We start from the raw sequence: 17,412 nt of genomic DNA, 5'->3' as shown, positions 1-17,412 counted from the left end.
CCCGCGCCCGCCGCGGCCGTCGCGCAGCCGTCGCAACCCCCCGCGGCCGCGCAACCGGCGCAGCCCTCGCAGCCCCCGGCAGCCGCGCCCGCAGCGGCAGCCGCACCCGAGGCGCGCGCGCCTTCGCCTTCGGTCGTCGCGATGCAGGCGCAGCCGGCGGTCCCGGCGGGCGACGTGCACGCGCTCCTGGAGGAGGCCTCGGCCGAGGCGCAGAAGGGTCGCAAGCCGCAGGCGTACACGAAGTACCGCGAGGCGCTGAAGATCGATCCGGCGAACTCCGAGGCGCTCTCGTGGGTCGAGGAGTACCTGCGGCAGAAGCGCATGTTCGCGGATCTCCGCGACGTGCTGCTCGCGGCCTCGCGCGTGCCGACGGTCTCGACCGAGACACGCAAGGCCCAGCTCCGCGACGTGGCCGGCATGTGCGAGTCGCAGCTCCGCGACATCGACACGGCGATCGCGGCGTGGAAGCAGCTCTGCCAGATCGATCGCGGCGACGAGCAGGCGCGGGATCAGCTCCGCAGGCTGCTCGAACGCGCGACGAAGTGGGACGATCTCGCGACCGTGCTCGAGCAGGACGCGATGAGCACGCCCGACACGGAGCAGAAGCTCGCGATCGAGAAGAAGCTCGCGAACCTGCACGAGGCGAAGCGCAAGGATCCGGTGGCCGCGGCCGAGGTGTGGACGCGGATCGCCTCGCTCATGCCCGAGGACGAGCAGGCCGTGAACACGGCCGTCAAGCTCTACGAAAAGGGCGAGCGTCTCGATCTCGCGGCGCAGGCCATCGCGGACAACATGAGCGGGTTCACGGACGCGAACACGCGCGCCGGGCTCCTGCAGAAGCTCGGCGAGCTCCGGCTGAAGCTGAATGATCCGGGCGCCGCGGGTGATGCGTTCGCGGAGGCCGCCGAGCTCGGCAAGCAGGCGAAGATCTGGGAGCAGGCCGAGAAGGCGTACACGGCCGCGGGGCGCATGTCCGACGCGGCGAACGCGATCGAGCAACGCGCGGAGCTCGCGGACGGCAAGCAGCAAGCGATGCTGCTCGCGCAAGCGGCGGATCTCTTGCTCAAGGCGGGTGATGCGCCGGGCGCGATGATTCGCCTCGAGCGCGCTTCCGAGATCGATCCGACGAACGACGCGTACGTGCAGGCGCTCGAAGAGCAGTACCGCGCGGCCGGGCGGCTCTCGGATCTCGTGCACCTGCTCCTCGGGCGCGCGGAAAAACTCTCGGATCGCGGCAAGCGCGTGGCCTCGCGGCGCGCGGCGGCCGAGGTGCAGCGCTCGCTCGGCGACCACGAGGGCGCGCGCGAGAGCCTGCTCCTCGTGCTTTCCGACGGCGACGACGAGGGCGCGCTCGCGCTGCTCGTCGAGGACGCGGCGCAGCGCGGCGATCATCAGGAGTGCGTGGAGCTCCTCCGCCGGCTCGGCGCGATCACGAAGGCGCCGGCCGACAAGCTGAACCACGCGCTGCGCGAGGCGAGCATCCTGGCCGAGGGGCTCGACGACGTGGACGGCGCGATCGAGCGGTACGAGGGGATCCTGAAGACGCTCGATCCGAAGAGCCGCGTCGCGCTCGCGGCGATCGCGAACCTCGAAGAGCGGCGCAACAACCCGCAAGGCGCAGCGGCGGCGCTCGAACGCGAGGCCGCCCTCGCCGAGGGCGAGCAGAAGGTCGAGCTCGCGCAGCGCCTGGCGCAGATTTACGAGAGCCGCCTCTCCGATCCGCGCGGCGCGATCCGGGCGCTCGAGATCGTGCACGCGGCCGACTCGGAGGACTTCGACGCGATCGGTCGGCTCGAGCGGCTCTGCGCCGAGGTCGAGGACTGGCCGCGCGTCGCGCATTTCCTGCAGATCCTCATCGAGGTCGAAGGCGACGAGGAGGAGCTCTCCCGCATGACCCGCAGGGTCGCGGACATCCTCTTCGACAAACTCGGCCGCGGCGACGAGGCGCTCGCGGCGCTCGACAAGGTCGCCGAGACGGGCGACGAGCCGTGCCGGCGCGCGTACGTCGAGCTCGGCGACAAACTCGGGTGGAAGGGGCTCGTCGCGACGAAGCTCGTCTCGTGGAACGAGTCGGGCACGGGCCCGGCGCGGAACGAGGCGCTGCGCGGCGCGTTCGAGCGGTTCATCGAGGTCGGCCGCGACGCGGACGCCGCGCGCGTGGCCATGGAGCTCGCGCGCTCGCGCGGCGCCGATCGCGCGCTCGCCGAGCGGCTCGAGCAGCTCGCGATCAAGCTGAAGGACCTCGACGCCCTCGGCGTCGCGCACGACCTGCTCGCGAAGGACGTCTCGGGCCCGGCGCGCGCGGCCGAGATGGTGCGTCAGGCCGAGGTGCAGATCGCCGCGTCCGTGCCCGCGAACGAGGCGATCCAGCACGGCGAGGGCGCGCTGACCAGCGTCCCGCCGAACGAGGTCGAGCCCTTGCTCGCGCGGCTCGCGGCGCTCGCGCCCGATGTCTCGCAGGTCATCGACGTGTACGAGCGTCAGGTTGGTCGTTGCCGTTTGCCGGCGGATCGGCTCACGGCGCTCGCGCGCGCGGCGCAGGTCGCGGCCGAGCGCGGCGCGAACGATCGCGCGCGTGGCTTCTTCGAGCTCGCGCTCAGCGCGGGCGTCCAGGAAGAGACGCTCGTCGCGCTCGAAGCGGCGGCCACCGCGGGCGACGAGCGTTCGGGCGGCACGGGCCTGCGCCGCATCCTGGCGGAGGCGCTCGCGGGCGGCGGTCAGGGTTCGCGTGACGGCGGCCGCACGAAGAGCGCGCTTCTCCGGCGCGCTGCGACCATCGCGCACCGCGCGCTCGGCGACGTCGAGCGCGCCTTCAAGTGGCTCGGCGACGCGCTCGTCACGCACGTCGACGATCCTTCGCTCGATGCGCTCGAAGCCCTCGGCCGCGAGCTCAACGATCTGCCGCGCGTCGAGGCCACGCTCACGCGCGCGCTCGAAGAGGTCTTCGACGGCCCGCTCGTTCGCAAGCTCCTGCAGCGCCGCGCGCGCCTCCGCCGCGACGCGCTGAACGACAAGAAGGGCGCGGGCGTCGACTTCAAGAAGCTCCACGACCTGTCGCCTGCCGATCAGGACGTGATGAACGAGCTCTCGAACCTGCTCACCGAGCTCGGCGATCACCGCGGCATGATCCAGCTCTACGAGGATCAGATCCTCCGCGGCCGTGATCCCGCCGTCCGCGCCGAGCTCGCGCGCAAGGTCGCGCGGCTGTGGGAGGAGGAGCTCGGCGACGCGCGCGAGGCGGCCGATGCCTGGCGGCGCGTGCTGCGCATGAAGGCCGGCGACGCCGAGGCGACCCAGGGGCTCGAGCGCGCGAAGACCGGCAAGCTCAAGCGTACGCCGCCGCGCCCGTCGATGGCCTCGGTGCCGCCGACCGCGGCAGGGCCGTCCACGCCGCCGCCTGCGTACGCGGGCCCGTCCACGCCGCCGCCTGCGTATGCGCGGGCGTCGACGCCGCCGCCGCCTGCGTACGCGGGGACGTCGACGCCGCCGCCGCCTGCGTACGCGGGGACGTCCACGCCGCCGCCTGCTCCGGTCCCCACGCCGTCCGCGCCTCCGCCTCCGGTCGCCGCGCCGTCCGCGCTTCCGGCGTGGCAGCCCCCGACGGACAACGAGCCGACGCCCCTCGCGCCCGCCGCGGAGTTGCCTGCGCCTCCGCCGATGGTCGCTGCGCCTCCGGCGTACGTCCAGACCGAGCCGGCCGCGCAGCCTGCGTACGTGGATCCGCAAGCGCAGCAGCAGCAGTACGCGCAGCAGCAGCCCGCGCAGACGCCGGAAGAGGCGTACGCGCAGCAGCAGGCGTACGCGGCGTACTACGCGCAGCAGCAGTACGCGCAGCAGCAGCCCGCGCAGACGCCGGAAGAGGCGTACGCGCAGCAGCAGGCATACGCGGCGTACTACGCGCAGCAGCAGGCCTACGCGCAGCAGCAGCAGGCCTACGCGCAGCAGCAAGCCGCGCAGCCGCCCGCCCAGGGCGAAGAGCTCGAAGAGGCCGAGCTCCTCGACGACGAATCCTGATGAGCCCGAGGGGGCGGTCTCGCCGCCCCTGCCTCACCAGAACACCGACCTCCGCTCCTTCAGCCCGCGGTTCAGCATCGACTGGATGGTCGCCTTCACGCGGAGGACCTTCTCCTCGATGATCGTGTCGTCGTCGTCGGGATCGCCGTCGAAGCGCATCGGCTCGCCGAACGTGATCCGGTAGCGCGTGGGCAAGGGGAGGATCCCGCCGGGCAAGAGGAGTTGCGGGAGGATCGGAAAGCTCGGCAAGTGCAGCGTCTTCGCCACGCGACGGAGATTGCCGAGCGAGACGTACTGCTCCTCCGCGCCGATGACGGCCACGGGCACGATCGGCGTGTTCGTCTCGAGCGCAAGGCGCATGAAGCCGAGCCCGAAGTCCGTGAGCTTGTAACGCTCGGCGAACGTCTTCGTCACGCCACGCACGCCCTCGGGGAACACGAGGATCGCCTCGCCGAGCTCGAGCAGCCGGCGCGCGTTCTCGGGCACGCCCACGACCTGCCCGACACGCGAGAAGAACGTCGAGACGAACGGGAGCGTCTGCGACCACTTCTCCACCATGCTGCGCACGATGCGTGGCGGCTCCGCGTCGAGGAACATCGACGCCGCGATGATCACGCCGTCCATCGGGATCTGCCCCGAGTGGTTCGCCACGAGCAGCACGCGCGACGCGGGCACGCGCTCGATCCCGCTGACGATCGTGCGGAAGTAGAAACGGTGGAAGAACGCCGCGCCGCCGATCGCGTACTTCGCCCACTCGGGATCGAGGCCGAAGGGATCGACGCCGCCGCCTCCCAAGGGGATCGGGACACGACGCAGGCGCTCCTCGAAGTCGCGGCCGAGCAGCTTGATCCCGAGCTCGCCGATTCCGTCTTGGGCGACGCCGACGATCGAACGCGCGATCGGGAAGGCCTCGCGCGTCGCGAAGGTCGAGAGTCTGCCGAGGGTGCGCGCTGCTCCATCCAGCATGCATGCGAACGTAGCAAATCGAGGGCAACGCAGCACGGCGCGAAGTGCTTGACGTGACGTGCTTCCGAGCTTCACGGTGAGCGTCGGGGATCGGGGGGATGATGTTGACGAACGGGGGAGGCGAAGCGACGCGCGTCGCGCCGCGGCTCACGATGCGGCCGCCGCGCAGGGCGAGCGTGAGCGTGGATGGCGACTCTTCACGCGAGCCGAGCGTGGAGAGTGATCGTTCGCATTTGCCGGTGCTCATCACGGGCATCTGCGGGCGGCTCGGGCGCAGGCTCGCTCGGCAGTTGCACCGCGAGCGGCCGGTGATCGGCATCGATCGACGATCGTTTGAGGGCAAACCGAAGGACATCGTCCATCACCAGCTCGACCTCCGCCGCAAGAAGACGCAGGACGTCTTCCGCCACGAGCGCCTGGCCGCCGTCGTGCACCTCGGCGTCATGCACGATCCGCGCGAGAGCCAGGCCGAGCACCACAGTTGGAACGTCGTCGGCTTGCAGCGTCTCCTCGAGTACGTCGCGCACTACGACATCCCCAAGCTCGTCGTTCTTTCGAGCGCCAACGTTTACGGCCCTCGTCCGGACAACCCTCAGTTCCTCACGGAGGACGCGCCGCTCCTCGGCGGCGCCTCGTTCAGCGAGATCCGCGATCTCATCGAGGTCGACATGCTCGCGCAGTCGTTCTTCTGGAAGAGGCCACGCACCGAGACCGTGATCCTTCGGCCCGTGCACATCCTCGGCGCCGTGCGCAACGCGCCTTCGAACTACCTGCGCTTGCCCGTGATCCCCACGCTGCTCGGCTTCGATCCGATGGTGCAGGTCATCCACCAGGAAGACGTCGTCAGCGCCATCGCCCGCGCGCTCATGCCCGGCGCGCGCGGCATCTACAACATCGCGGGGCCGCCGCCTTTGCCCTTGTCGCGCCTCGTCGGCATGACCGGACGCACGCGCGTCGCCATCCCGCATGGGGTCGCGCAGGGCGTCGTTCGCAAGCTCTGGCAGTACCGGGCCACCTCGTTCCCCGCGCCCGAGATCGATCACATCCGCTACGTGTGCATGGTCGACGACGCGCGCGCGCGAAACGATCTCGGCTACGCGCCGACGCACGATCTCGCGCAGACGGTGGCTGCGATCGACGACCTCTTCTGAGTCGCCGCGGCTCCCCGCACGCTTCTCTCGTCCGTCCGGATGTCACGCGGTGATACGCTCGGCGTCCATCTCCCGCCATGTCTCTCCTGCCCGCGCTTCTCGCGGTGACCACCCAGGTGGCCACGCCGCACCTCACCGCGACGCGCGTTTCCACGCCGCCGGTCCTCGACGGCCGCCTCGACGAGCTCACCTGGAAGCGCGCCAAAGGCAGCGACGCCTTCACGCAGAAGCTCCCCACGCCCGGCGAAAAACCGCGCTACCGCACGCTCGTTCGGGTCGTGTACGACGACGAGGCCGTCTACGTCGGCATCGACTGCGAGCAGACGGGCGACGAGATCATCGCGCGCCTCACGCGGCGTGATCGCCAGGTCGAGGCCGACGCCGTCACGGTCACGCTCGACACGCGCGGCGACGGCCGGAGCGCGCTCGAGTTCGAGGTCAACGCGGCCGGCGTCCTCTCCGACGCGCTCCGCTTCAACGACACCGAGATCTCGCGCGAGTGGGACGAGATCTGGGACGCGCGCACCACGCGCACCACGCACGGCTGGTCGGCCGAGTTCAAGATTCCGCTCCGGATCCTGCGCTTCCGTGATCTGCCCACGCAGAGCTTCGGCTTGCAGGTGCGTCGCCGCGTCTCCATGCTCCAGGAGGTCGACGAGTGGACGTTCATCCCGCGCGACGCCGGCGGCGAGGTGTCGCGCTACGGCAAGCTCGATGGCCTCTCCGGGCTCCGGCCCAAGGCCGCGCTCGAGCTTCGGCCCTTCCTCGTCGGCGCTCTCCGCTACAGCGAGAGTGAGGCCGAGATCCGCGGCGCGGGCATCTTCCCCGCGGGCTCGGCGGGGCTCGATCTCAAGTGGCATCCCTCGCAGAGCCTCACCCTCGACGCCACGATCTTCCCGGACTTCGGCCAGGTCGAGGCCGATCAGGTCGTCCTCAACCTGAGCAACTTCGAGCGGTTTTTCCCGGAACGCAGGCCGTTTTTCCTGGAGGGCGCGGACAACCTCGCGACGCCCTTCAAGCTCGTCTACACGCGCAGGATCGGCCGCGCACCCGGCACGCCGGCCGTACGCGACGACGAGGAGACCGTGGCATCTTCGACACCGGCCACGGTGTACGCCGCGGCGAAGCTCTCGGGCGAGCTCGCGGAAGGCGTGTCGGCGTTCGAGCTGCTCGGCGTCACCGCGCCCGTCCTCGTCGACGTGAAGCGCGGTGATGGCAGCTTCGCCTCGCGTGTCGCCGAGCCGCTCGCCGCGTTCAAGGTCCTGCGCCTTCGCAAGGACTTCGGCCCGCGCGCCTCGCTCGGCTTCATGGCCACGGCGAAGAGCCGCTTCGAAACGCCGTCCGTGTACCCCACCGTCGAGACCACTCCCGGCAGCGGTCGCACGCGCGTGCTTTGCCCGAAGGAGCAGCTCGTCGCGCACGGCGCTCGTTGCTTCCACGATGCCTACGTCGCCGGCCTCGATGGTCGCTGGCGTTCGCCGGGCGGCGAGTACGTGATCAGCGGACAGGCCGTCGCTTCGCTCGTGCACGACGGCCCGCCGCGCACGATGCCCGACGGCACCGTCATCTCCTCCGGCGACATCGGCCCTGCGGTGCAGGCGCGTGTCGCCAAGGAGGGCGGCAAGCACTGGACCTTCAAGGCCGAGTACGCCGGGCATGGCCGCAAGGTCGACTACAACGACGTCGGCTACATGCAGCGGCAGAACCTCCACGCGTTCACTGCGTCCGTCGGCTATCGGACGCTCGATCCGTGGTGGGTGACGCTCGAGACGCAGACGTCCATCGACGTGGTCGAGCGCGACACGCTCGACTGGCTCACGCAGGAGCGCATGCTCCTGCTCGGCAACTACACGCGCTGGGCGAACTTCTGGGAGAGCTTCGCGGGCATCCACGCCAAACCTTCGCGTTACGACGATCGCGAGGTCGGTGACGGCACGGCGCTCGAGCGTGCGCCTCTCTTTGGCGGCGAGCTCTGGGTCGCGACGGATGGCCGGCGCCTCGTGAACGGCGAGGCGTGGGTGATGGTGCAGGGCATCGAGACCGGCATCAACGTGGAGGCCGACGGCCGTTTGTCCGTGCGTATCCTGCCGCAGCTCGATCTCGATCTGATCCCGACCTTCCAATACACGCGCGGCGAGCCGCGGTACGTCACGACGATCGGCGCGGGCCACGTCTTCGGCCGGCTGCGGGCGCAGAGCCTCGGGCTCACGATGCGCGCGACGTACACGTTCACGCCGCGCTTGTCGCTCCAGGCTTATGCGCAGGCCTTCCTCGAAGCGCAGAGCTTCCACGGCTTCACACGCTCGAAGGCGCGGGGGCCGGGCCAGGTCGCGCGCCTTGCGGAGCTTTTGCCGTTCGGATCGACGCTCGACGAGGATCCCGACTGGGAAGGTGGATCGATCAACGCGAACATCGTCCTGCGCTGGGAGTACCGGCTCGGCTCGACGTTGTTCCTCGTGTACACGCACGCGCAGGGCGACGGACGCGCGCCCCTTGCCCGGCGTGCTGCGGGCTTCGACTTTGGATGGCTCGGCCCGCGCGCCTCCGAAGAAACGTTGCTGGCCAAACTATCTTACTGGTGGGGCTAGATCAGAGCCCGGTGCACGCCGCGGGCGTCGGATTGTCCTTGCAGTACGCCGCATCCTTCGGCGCACCCACGATCAGCATCGCATCCTGCGACACGAGCCGCGGGCGTGAGTTCGTCACGGCTTTGCACGTCTTGCCGTCGGACGTTTGTGGCTCGGCCAGTGCGCACACGCCGGCTTCGTTTGGCACGCTCCACGCCTGTCCCGTCGGGTAGACGAGGTTCATCGAGTACTGCCCTTCCGGCAGGCAGCCGTAGACGATGTCGAATGGGCGCCCGAAGCGCGCCGCGAGGCTCTGCTTCAAGGCCTCTTCATCGGCGATGATCGCCGTCCCGTCCGCGGCTGTCTTGCGGCTCAGGACGAACACGCCCTTCTTCGACGCGTCGACCGGATCGATGCAGATCGCCGCTGGCCGCACTGCGACCGTCACCTCGGCCTCGGCCGACTGGAAGGGCGGGTTCATCGGGTCCGGCATGGCGGGTGGCAGCTTCGTCGCCGTGAGCAGCAGGTTCTTGAGGAGCGTGAGCCCCTGCATGATCACGCGCGGCCGCGCTTGCGTCTCGATGCGCTTGTCGTTGGCGAGCCGTGTCGCGTTGATCTTCGAGAAGACCGACGTCGGGTAGAGCTGCGGCACGTTCACCGACTCGACCACGTGATCCTCGTTCGTGAGCTGGCCGTCGCCGTTCACGTCTTCGACGGCCATGTAGAGCGTCGCGGCCGGATCCTTCACGGGCAGGAAAAACGGCGTGAGTGCGGCTGCGTCGACCTCGGTCGGATCGACGCCGGCCGAGAACGTGATGCGGATGAAGGACGCGTCGTTCGGGGGGAACGTGGCGAACTCGAAGTCCGACGGCACCACGACTTTGCGCGGATCCGTGTTGCCCGCGACGCTGTCGTTCACGGCCGACGGGTAGAACACTGGGCGCTCGAGCGGGAGCACCTGCGCGAGCGTCACGCCCACGCCGAGCACGCGCACGCCGACTGCTGGGATCACGAGGTTTCCCTTGCCGTCGGGCTCGCCGACGTCGATCTCCGTGTACTTCGGCGCCGCGCCCATGAGCACCTCGGCCGCGTTGTCGATCGCGCCGCCGCCCACGTCGCCGGCCGTCGGCAGGTTCGAGATGGAGAAGGCCGGATCGAAGTCGCCGTCGCGATCATAGAACCCGCGGAACTGGTATGTCCCGCCGCTCAGCGGCGCGATCGTCCACGTCCCGCTCGCCGTGATGTTCGGCGCCGAAGGATCGGGGCAGCGGCGCTTGCCGTCCTTGTCGAAGACGAGTTTGTCGCGGATGCTCGAGAAGAGTACGTCGCCCGGGATCGCGTCGATGCTCCCGGCGCCCGTGCCGAGGCCTGAGGGCGGCGGCAGGAGGCGCTTGTCGAACGCGAGCACGATGGCCGCGCCGACGACCCGGCCGTTCTCCGTGCACGGCGGCGGGCCCGCGTAGGTCAGCGTTCCTTCGACGACGCCCGCCGGACCGCTGAACCCGGGGATATCCGGGACGAAGGTGTCGGGATCGCCGCACCCGGCGAGCGCGAGGAGCAGCAGGGCAGGGAAGGGAAGCGCGAGGGAGCGGCGCATCCAGGATAGGGGACCTCATCGACGCACGGCCGTCAAGCCGCGGCCGGTTTGTCGCTCGCGGCGCTCAGCCGACCGCGCGCTTCGACATGGCGTCGAGCACCTCCTGGATCTCTGGGAACCGGCCTGCCGACTGCTTGGAGAAGATCAGCTCGCCGTCGACGATCACGTCGAACTGACTGGGCTTGCCGATCTCGAGCTTGCTGTCGACGTCGAACGCATCCTTGATGGCGGCCGCGAAACTCACGGCCCGGGGCTTGTAGTTTCAGACGTGGCAGTACTTGATCACGACGTTCATGGACGCCTCCTCGGGAATCCATGGATGGCGGCGCGGGCGAGCGCAAGGGGCAAGGCGCTTCACGCCGAGGAACGATCGTCCCGCGCGAGCCAGAGAGCGAGGGCGACCGCGAAGGCGAGCGCCGTGGCCGCGACGATGACGCCGCGCGCGCGCTTGCCGCGGGAACGTGCGCGCGGTTTTTCGCGAGGGTTCTCTGCTGCGGGAAGAAGATCGGGCTTGGGCGCGGTGAACGAGAGCGTGCCGGGCTCGCCGTCCGCGGGCAGATCCTCGCGATCGAAGAGCGCGTCCTCGGCGAGCGCGCGTCGCACGTCCCGGTCGAGCCAGTGCGAGATCCACAGCCGTTTGCCTTCGGGCAGCCCGAGCGCGCGGCGCAGCTCGGGCGTCATGGCCCGCGCCACGTCCTCCGCTTTTGCCTCGAAATCGTGCAGCAGACGCGCTGACGTGGGCGGATCTTTCCACACGTATCGTGAGGGCCCGACGAGCACGAGGTGCGTGCGGCGCGCGGGCGTGCGCGGCGGTTTGAAGGCGAGATCCGCGGAGAACTTCCAGCCCTCGTCCGTCCGCGGGAACTGCCGCGCGCGGAGGATCGTGACGACACACCGCGCGAGCTCGCGTGTCGACTCGTCGGCGTCGCGCTCGCCTGGAGATCGCAACGAAGCCGTGTCGCCTTTCGGCCGGATCGAAGCCTCGATCGTCAGCTTCGTGGCCTCGGGGCGATGTTCGAGGAACCGCTCGTAACAGTCGAGGATCGGCCCGCTCCGCGCGCGGAGGACACGCGCGATCGCCTCGCCGCTCGGCGCCACGGCCTTCGGCTCGGCGCGCACCGACTCCACCACGAGCGGGAGCACCGCGCCTTCCTGCGCATCGTCCGGAGGCGGCTCCGCGCGCGCGGGCTCGCGGCGCGCGACGATCACGCGCGGCGTGACGAACGAGACGTGCGCGGCCGGCGTCATGATGTCCAGCGAGCCGCCCGGCGGCGTGGACACGTCGAGCACGGCGAACGAAAAATTCCGATCGACGTAGCTCTTCGTCCACGCCGCGTCGAACGGCTGCTCGCCCGCGGAGGGGCCAACGACGAAGCCCGAGAGCGTCGATCGATCCATCCCCCACGCCGCCGGAGGCGCTGACACGCGACCGCGGGTGCGTCGCTCGTACGGCTCGACGAGCGCATGCACGAGCGCCGCGAGATCGAGCTTCGGGAGAGGTTCGATCGTCGGCGTGCTCGGCGTCGGCAAGCCGAGGAGCACGCGCGGCGCGGCGGGCGCGAGGCGCGCGGCGAAGAGCACGTGCTCGAGGCCGCTCGCCTCGTCGTGGCTCACGATCACGTAGTCCTCGTGCACCACCGGAGGAGGCGTCGCGCCGCCCACGGCCACCGCGCTCGCCGGGCAAGCGACGGCCACGATCGAGAGCGCGACGAGCGGCGCGAGCGCCCTCATGACGCCGGGAACCAGCCGTGGCGCCCTTGCTGCTTCAGATCGTTCATCGTCCGCTGCATCGCGCTTCGTACGCGTTCGAAAAGATCTTCCACCGCCTCGGGATCCTCGGCCGCGGAGGGCGGCAGATCGGCGCGGATCGGCGCGAGGATCCGCGTGTGGATCTTCACGGGCGGCGGCAGGTGCGGCAGCGGAATGCCCGCGATGATCCCCCACGGCAGCGCCACGCCGAGCGGTGCCACGTTCGATCGCGCGAGCAGCGGCAGCTTGAGCGCCTCGGCGATGCGCCGCCCGTCGGTCCAGATGTAGAGCGAGTGATGCGCGCCCACGCTCACCACGGGCACGATCGGCACCTGATGCCGCAGCGCCGTGCGCACGAAGCCGCGGCGCTTGCCGAACTCGATCTCGTACCGTCGCGAGTACGGCTTGCACGCGTCGAGATCGCCGCCCGGGAACACGAGCACCGCCGCGCCTCGATCGAGCGCGCGCGCCGCGTTGTCCGGGCTCGCCGCGATCGCGCCCGAGGCGTTCAGCCACGCGCCCGCGCCGGGGAAGCGGAACGGCACGTCGTGCATCAGCCCGTACGAGAGCCGAGCGGGCGAGTAAAGCCTCCAGAACGCGAGCATGTGACAGAACATGTCCGGCGTTCCGGTCATCGCGTTGTGGTTGCCGACCACGAGCGCGGGACCATCCACGAACGGCTCTTCGAGCTCGGTCTCGGCGCGGAAGTAGTGGTCGTAGAGCATGCCGAGCAGCGGCATCGCGCGCTCGATGAAGCGCGGATCGCGGGCCCCGAGATCGTTCGGGCGCACCTTCACGCGCGCCTTCTCGGCGAGCGCGGCGAGCCCGTCTTTCAGCACGTCGACGGGAGGGACTGGCTCATGTGGAACGACGAAAGCAACCACGCATTCCTCGTATACCGAAACCAACAAAAGCGTGCCAAGACCCGCGCCCGGCTCCGGCATCGAAAGCCGTCGCGCGCCTCGCCCCTTCGTCCTTTTTTCCTCGAATTCGTGCGACGATGGCTCGTCGATACCCCGGCGCCGCGCCCCATCGCGCGGCAGGAGGATTCATGATGTCCGCGCGTTCGATCTTCGCCGTCGCTTGCTCGTTTCTCGCGCTCACCGTGTTCGCTTGCGCCAAAGGCTCGACCGGCGGCGGCTTCGGCGGAAGCGGCGGCGAAGGAGGCGACGACTGGGGGGGTCCAGGACCCGGATCGAGCTCGAGTAGCAGCAACTCCGGCTCCGGCGGGAGCGGAGGCGGCGTCGGCGGCGGATCGGGCACGTGTGACAACAAGGGCGTTTGCGGCGACTGCGCCGAGTGCTCCTCGAACACGGGGAGCTGCGTGAACGCGTACAACACGTGCAACGCCAACACGAGCTGCGTCAACCTCTCCGTTTGCCTCGGCGACTGCTTGTCCGGCGACACGGCGTGCGTCGACAACTGCGCCTCGACCTACTCGGCCGGCATCGACGACTTCGTCGCCTACCAGGACTGCATCATCTGCGTCGATTGCCCGATCGACTGCGACGCCGCGACGTACATGTGCCCCTGACGAGCCTTCAAATCCCTTCCAGACGCACCTTCTGGCCGGCGCGCACCCCGTGCCGCCGGCAGTACCCCGCGTTCACCTCGATCACGTAACGCGACGGACACGGCACCGAGAACGTCGAGTCGTTCATCGTCGGCGTGTTCTCCTCGATCCCCACGATCGTCCCGTCGGCGTCGACGAACAACATGTCGAGCGGGATGCACGTGTTGTGCATCCAGAACTGGTGCACCTCGTCCCGATCGAAGACGAAGATCATCCCGCGCTCCTCGTCCATGTGCTTGCGGTACATGAGCCCGCGGGAGCGCTCTCGATCACGCTGCGCGATCTCCACGGAGACCGTCTCGTCCTTCGCGTCGGTGAACACCACCTTGCCCTCGCGCAGCACGGGCGGCTTCGCGAGATCGTCGGGCGGACACGCCGGATCGGGGCCCTTTTGCGCGAGCGTGCGCTTGGGTTTGTCCTCGGTCGGGTGGATGCACCGCGCCTTCGAGGGGCGACTTTCCGAGGCCTGTGCTTCTTGCCCGATCGGCTCGGGGCGCACGTCGCGCGAGGGCGGTACCGGCTCCTCCACGCGCGGCTCGCAGGCCACGACCAGAAACCCGAGCGACAGGGCGATGCGCAGCTTCGTGACGGGCATGGCTCGGGCCCCTTCGTAGCACGATGCGAGCCCGCGCTTGACCTTCGCCTCGCCTCGCCGCAAGGGAAAGATCTCCTATGAAACTTCCCTCGATCCAAAGTCCCGCTTTCGCCGCCGTCGCCGCGGCTTCTGCCCTGGTCGTCACCGCCTTCGTGAGCGGCTGTGAGTCGAGCCCTCCCGAGCCCACGGCGGCGCCCGAACGCAAGCCCGAGGCCCAGACCCAGGCCAAGGAAGCGCCCGGCCAGCCCGAGAAGTCCTCCCGGCCCCGCATCCAGCTTCCGAAGCCCACGAAAAAGAAGGTCTCGGCCAAGCCCGTCGCCGAGGTCAAGCCGAGCGAGGACGATCCGATCAAGGGCAAGTGGACGCTCGCCGACGCCACGAAAGGCCTGCCCGCGGGCAAGAGCCTCGTGGCCACGATCGAGACGGACCAGGGCAGCCTCGAGTGCACGCTCTTCGAGGACAAGGCGCCCATCACCGTCGCCAACTTCGTCGGCCTCGCGCGTGGCCTTCGCCCGTGGAAGACGCCCGAGGGCAAGTGGGAGAAGAAGCCCGCCTACGACGGCACGATCTTCCACCGCATCATCAAGGGCTTCATGATCCAGGGCGGCGACGCCAAGAAGAACGGCACGGGCGAGGCCGGATACGTGATCCCGGACGAGATCTGGGAGGACGCGAACCACGATCGTCCGGGCCTGTTGTGCATGGCGAACCGCGGGCCGAACACGAACAGCGCGCAGTTCTTCATCACGGATGAGGCGGCCTTCCACCTCGACGGCGGCTACACGATCTTCGGCGAGTGCGCGCCGGTGGACGTCGTGCACAAGATCGCCTCTGTTCCCGTGGTCCGCGAGAAGCCGGAGAACCCGCCCGTCATCAAGAAGGTCACCGTCGCCCGCAAGTGATCTTTTCTGCGCCGATCCCGCCTCGTCTTCGCGGCGCGCGCGAAAAAATTCGGTTACGCTTCCGCCATGCAGAAGCGGCTTATCTTGGTGGCCGCCGCGCTTGGCCTCGTCGTCCCGGCCGCGGGTCTCGGCGGGTGCGGCAGCTCGATCGTGCGGGAGACAGAGGGCCAGGGCGGGGGCGGCGGCGAAGGCGGAGACTCGTCGAGCAGCTCGGTGACAGGCCCCGTCTGGGACGCGGGCAAGGACGCGTTCGACGAGTACATCGATCCCGGCTGCCCCTCCACGCCGGCGCCGATCGAGGACTTCCAGTGTGATCCCTTCGATCAACTGAACAGCGGCTGCTTCCCCGGCGAGGGGTGCTTCATCTTCGTCTCGTACCCGGACGAACCCTGCGGCCAGGAGATCTACGGCGCGTTCTGCTCGCCCGCGGGCTCCGGCGTGCAAGGCGATCCGTGCGGCAGCAATACGGGCCTCTGGTGCGCGGCGGGGTTTGCCTGTGTCGTGACCGGCTCGGGCACGCAGTGTGTTCAGCTCTGTCCACTCGATGGCAACGATGGCTGCCCGTCCGGCCTCGTGTGCGAGCCCATCGACGTCGAAGGGTTCGGCGGATGCCTGTGAAGCGTTTGCGGAAGGCGCGCGGCGGACGAAACCTGATCGGCCTGTCGCTCGCCGCGCTCTCGGGCACGTTCGTGGCCGCGGGGATCGTGGCGAGCGGCTGCGGCGCGCGCACGCCGCTCGACGTCGGCCCGCCCCAGCCACCTTGTTTCGTCGACTCGGACTGCCCCGGCCACAAGAACCTCTGCGAGCCCGTCTACTGCGACCTCGCGGCGGGCGCGGAGGCAGGTGCCCCGCGGAACGGCGGCCTCTGCGTCGACCTCCCGCCCATCGTCTGCGACGACAACGATCCCTGCACCGACGACGCGTGCGTCCCGAAGACGGGGCAGTGCACGTACGAGATCGCGACACGCGACAACGACGGCGACGGCTTCCGCGGCCCACGTCCCGGCATGCTTCCGGGTGAGCCGAACGCGTGCGGCGACGACTGCGACGACAAGAGCGAGCTCGCGTATCCGGGCGGCACCGAGGTCTGCGACGGCGTCGACAACGACTGCAACGGCGTCGTCGACGACGGCGCCGCGTACATCCCGCTCCTCAACGAGCCCATCCGCCTCTCGGGCGACATCGCGCCCGCGGGTCCCGGCGGCCTCGCGTGGAGCGGCACCTCGTACGCGGCAGCGTACACGGGCACCATCTCCGGCTTCTCGATGCGCCTCAACATGCTCGCACCGACGGGCGTTCCGCTCGGCTCCGAGGCGCCGATCGTCTTCCAGAACGGCGACAACGCCGGCGGCCCGATCGTGTGGGTCGGCGATCGGTACGGCATCGCGTGGCAAGATCGCCGCAGCGGCGACTACGAGGTGTACTTCACGCTCCTCGACGAGAGCGGCGCGAAGGTTCTGCCCGACACGCGCCTCTCCTTCGCCGACGGTTTTTCGATCAACGTCTCGCTCGGCTGGACCGGCGGCGAGTTCATCGTCGCATGGCAGGACGAGCGTGACGGCCTCTTCGACCTCTACGCGCAGCGCCTCTCCATCGACGGCGCTCCGATCGGCGGCAACGTCAAGCTCACGCAGGCCATCAACGTGGGCAACGAAGCGCCGCAGATGGCGGCCGGCCTCTCCTCGATCGGCGTCGCCTGGGCGCCCGGCGACGCGCTCCAGCACTTCATCCAGTTCCAGGTCTTCAACCAGGATCTCACGCCGCGATCGCAGGCCGTCTCCCTCACGCAGGGCACCAGCGACTCGGTCTACCCCACGGTCGTCTGGAACCAGGATCGGTACGTCGTCGCGTGGTTCGACAAGACCGCGAACCCCAAGGCCATCTACGGCGCCGTCGTCGACGAGGACGGGAACATCCTCGTCCAGCCCAAGGCCCTCACGAACCCCGGCGCCTTCCGCTCGCGTTACCCGAGCCTCAAGGCCCTCGGCGATCGCGTCCTGCTCGTCTACGCCGACGATCGCGACCAGAACGACGGCTACGAGCTCTACGCACTCATGCTCGATCAGGAGCTGAACCCTTCAGGCTCCGAGCAACGCGTCACGTTCGCCAAGAAGGACAGCATCTACCCGATCGCCACGTTCGGCCCCGACGGCAACGTCGGCATCCTCTTCCGCGACGACCGCGAAGGCCAGCAGCACGTGTTCTTCACACGGCTCGGCTGCATCGTGCCCTAGAGACAGGCGATTCTCGGGGAGGCCGCGTCGCCGGGGCGCTGCCCCGGACCCCGCGGGGGCTATC

Annotated in this window: 11 protein-coding genes and 2 pseudogenes; 7 read left to right on the top strand and 6 right to left on the bottom strand. The window is 69.6% G+C overall.

Annotated elements, in window-relative coordinates:
* Nucleotides 1–4,014, top strand: a pseudogene (locus QHF84_RS47065) (hypothetical protein); the annotation flags it as partial.
* Nucleotides 4,015–4,047: 33 nt separating this feature from the next.
* On the opposite strand, the gene QHF84_RS47060 reads toward QHF84_RS47065, so the two are convergent.
* Nucleotides 4,048–4,980, bottom strand: coding sequence for a lysophospholipid acyltransferase family protein (locus QHF84_RS47060; RefSeq protein WP_281320192.1), 933 nt, complete (start codon nt 4,978–4,980; stop codon nt 4,048–4,050).
* A gap of 98 nt (nt 4,981–5,078) precedes the next feature.
* On the opposite strand from QHF84_RS47060, the gene QHF84_RS47055 reads away from it, so the two are divergent.
* Complete coding sequence (locus QHF84_RS47055) at nt 5,079–6,131, top strand: NAD-dependent epimerase/dehydratase family protein (protein WP_281320191.1); 1,053 nt, start codon at nt 5,079–5,081, stop codon at nt 6,129–6,131.
* 77 nt (nt 6,132–6,208) lie between these two features.
* The gene (locus QHF84_RS47050; protein WP_281320190.1) at nt 6,209–8,719 is read left to right on the top strand and encodes a DUF5916 domain-containing protein; all 2,511 of its coding nucleotides are present in this window, start codon (nt 6,209–6,211) and stop codon (nt 8,717–8,719) included.
* A 1-nt stretch (nt 8,720) separates the two neighbouring features.
* On the opposite strand, the gene QHF84_RS47045 is transcribed toward QHF84_RS47050, so the two are convergent.
* From QHF84_RS47045 to QHF84_RS47030, 4 genes and pseudogenes are all read right to left on the bottom strand, one after another.
* Complete coding sequence (locus QHF84_RS47045; protein ID WP_281320189.1) at nt 8,721–10,295, bottom strand: hypothetical protein; 1,575 nt, start codon at nt 10,293–10,295, stop codon at nt 8,721–8,723.
* Between the two features lie 64 nt (nt 10,296–10,359).
* Nucleotides 10,360–10,545, bottom strand: a pseudogene (locus tag QHF84_RS47040) (Rdx family protein); the annotation flags it as partial.
* A gap of 104 nt (nt 10,546–10,649) precedes the next feature.
* Complete coding sequence (locus QHF84_RS47035; protein WP_281320188.1) at nt 10,650–12,026, bottom strand: hypothetical protein; 1,377 nt, start codon at nt 12,024–12,026, stop codon at nt 10,650–10,652.
* On the bottom strand, nt 12,023–12,928 hold the full coding sequence (locus QHF84_RS47030) for a lysophospholipid acyltransferase family protein (RefSeq protein ID WP_281320187.1): 906 nt from the start codon (nt 12,926–12,928) through the stop codon (nt 12,023–12,025). The genes QHF84_RS47035 and QHF84_RS47030 overlap by 4 nt, the downstream gene beginning before the upstream one ends.
* 167 nt (nt 12,929–13,095) lie before the next feature.
* Here QHF84_RS47030 and QHF84_RS47025 point away from each other — a divergent pair, with 167 nt between their 5' ends.
* Nucleotides 13,096–13,578, top strand: a complete 483-nt coding sequence (locus QHF84_RS47025; protein WP_281320186.1) for a hypothetical protein — start codon at nt 13,096–13,098, stop codon at nt 13,576–13,578.
* 7 nt (nt 13,579–13,585) lie between these two features.
* On the opposite strand, the gene QHF84_RS47020 is transcribed toward QHF84_RS47025, so the two are convergent.
* A complete protein-coding gene (locus QHF84_RS47020; RefSeq protein ID WP_281320185.1) occupies nt 13,586–14,212 on the bottom strand; it encodes a DUF192 domain-containing protein in 627 nt (208 codons plus the stop codon).
* Nucleotides 14,213–14,289: 77 nt separating this feature from the next.
* On the opposite strand from QHF84_RS47020, the gene QHF84_RS47015 reads away from it, so the two are divergent.
* The 3 genes from QHF84_RS47015 to QHF84_RS47005 all read left to right on the top strand — a co-directional run bounded on the left by QHF84_RS47015 (nt 14,290) and on the right by QHF84_RS47005 (nt 17,348).
* A complete protein-coding gene (locus tag QHF84_RS47015) occupies nt 14,290–15,114 on the top strand; it encodes a peptidylprolyl isomerase (RefSeq protein WP_281320184.1) in 825 nt (274 codons plus the stop codon).
* Between the two features lie 66 nt (nt 15,115–15,180).
* The gene (locus tag QHF84_RS47010; protein WP_281320183.1) at nt 15,181–15,732 is read left to right on the top strand and encodes a hypothetical protein; all 552 of its coding nucleotides are present in this window, start codon (nt 15,181–15,183) and stop codon (nt 15,730–15,732) included.
* Nucleotides 15,723–17,348, top strand: coding sequence for a putative metal-binding motif-containing protein (locus QHF84_RS47005; protein WP_281320182.1), 1,626 nt, complete (start codon nt 15,723–15,725; stop codon nt 17,346–17,348). Before QHF84_RS47010 ends, QHF84_RS47005 begins: the two co-directional genes overlap by 10 nt.
* The last annotated feature ends 64 nt before the right edge of the window (nt 17,349–17,412 follow it).

It is taken from the genome of Polyangium sp. y55x31 (assembly GCF_029946505.1).
GTDB lineage: Bacteria > Myxococcota_A > Polyangia > Polyangiales > Polyangiaceae > Polyangium.
Note: the sequence above shows the minus strand (reverse complement) of the source record. Positions and strands in the feature narration are given on the sequence as shown.